This is a genomic window from Pseudonocardia ammonioxydans (genome assembly GCF_900115005.1).
Taxonomy (GTDB): Bacteria; Actinomycetota; Actinomycetes; order Mycobacteriales; family Pseudonocardiaceae; genus Pseudonocardia; species Pseudonocardia ammonioxydans.
This window is the reverse complement of the sequence record NZ_FOUY01000153.1, coordinates 1-1,407: the sequence shown is the minus strand read 5'-3', so window position 1 is coordinate 1,407 and position 1,407 is coordinate 1. Positions and strand designations below refer to the sequence as shown.

1 protein-coding gene is annotated in these 1,407 nt (G+C 70.9%); it reads right to left on the bottom strand.

Annotated elements, in window-relative coordinates:
* The coding region (locus BM093_RS38105) for a DUF222 domain-containing protein (protein WP_177238904.1) at window positions 1-1,032 on the bottom strand (1,032 nt) is incomplete at its 3' end.
* Window positions 1,033-1,407 lie beyond the last annotated feature (375 nt).

The window sequence follows — 1,407 nt, the reverse complement described above, 5'->3', positions numbered from 1 at the left end:
GTCGCTGTCGCTGTCGCTGTCGCTGTCGTCGGCACCCTGCTCGCGACTGCCGCCATGCTGCGCAGCGATCCCGGTGCCGGCGTTGGAGCCGGTGTCGGACCCGGATGGTGAGCTGGGGCCGCAGTCAGTGCCGGTGCCCGAGGCCGAGTCGGAGGTGTCGGTGCTGATGGCCGAGTCGGTACCGGTGCCGCTCGGGTCGCCGGTGTCCGGGTCGGGTGCGGTGGCCCGGGCCAGCATCACCGCGACGATCTCCTCGTGGCTCAGCGTATGCAGGCTGCCGTCCTGCAACGCTGTGCTCAGGTCGGCCCGGATCGCCGGCAACGGCTCCGGATGCCCGGCAGCACGCAGCTCACGGGCCAAACCGTCCACACGTTCACACGCCGCCTGCGCCGCGGTCGGGTCCAGCCCGGTCGCGGTGAGGGTGGCGGTGCCGTCCTCGTCGAGGTAGCACACCAGCCGCCGCTGCTGCAGCGCCTTCCGATACCGCCGCCGAGCCGCCTCCGGATCGACCGCCAACACCATCCGCCGCAACCGCGCCCGCAACTGCCCCGTGGTCAGATCAGGCGCCGGCGGCAGCAGGGCGGCACAGATACGGGCATTCTGGGCATCGGTCAGAGGCTCCAGATAGTCGGCGAACAACATCGCCTTCGCCCGATCAATATTCCCCGCGGTCAGGGAGGCGTGCACCGTCGGTAGCCGGTGGATCAGCGTGTCGGCCAGGGCGTACTCGCGCCAGGCGGTGACCTCGGTCAGCGTCAACGCCGCTGCGATCTCCAACCCGCAGTCCGCGGGTGCCTCCTCGAGCCGGGCGACCCGCCCGGCAGGCGCGAACGGGTCGCAGTGCCCGACCTCGGCCAGGATCGCCAACTCCGCAGCATCAGTGTGCGAACGCTGCCGCCGCCAGGCCTGCAGCACGGTCACCGTGTCGTGGTTGGCGACCCGGGTCGGGTCGATCCCGGCCAGCAGCACGGCGAGTTCCGGGCCGGGCGGAAGGTCCGCCAGCCCGTCGGGGAGTACCACCGGTTGCTGCATGGGTCGAACATATCTTCGAGGTCCGACACTTTCGGTGCGTCGAGGGCCGCTGGAGGTAGGTCGGTGAGGATTTCTTGGTGAAAAGTTCGCGGCGGGCCGCGGGGTGGCCGGGTTGGCGTGCCGGGGTGACACCTGTCGAACCGGCCCGGCCAGCTCTCCGCGGGGCGGGACTGTGCTGATCGACAGGCCCTGGCGCAGTGACGTGCCCGCTTTCGCCCCGCGTCGGGCGGGTAGGTGCTGATCGACAGGCGTTGGTGCAGTGACATGCACGCTCTCGCCCGCGCTGGGCGCGACCGTGCTGGTCAACAGGCCCTGGTCTGGCGACATGCGCGCTTCCGCCCCGGACTGGGCGCGGAAGTGCTGATCAACAGCCTG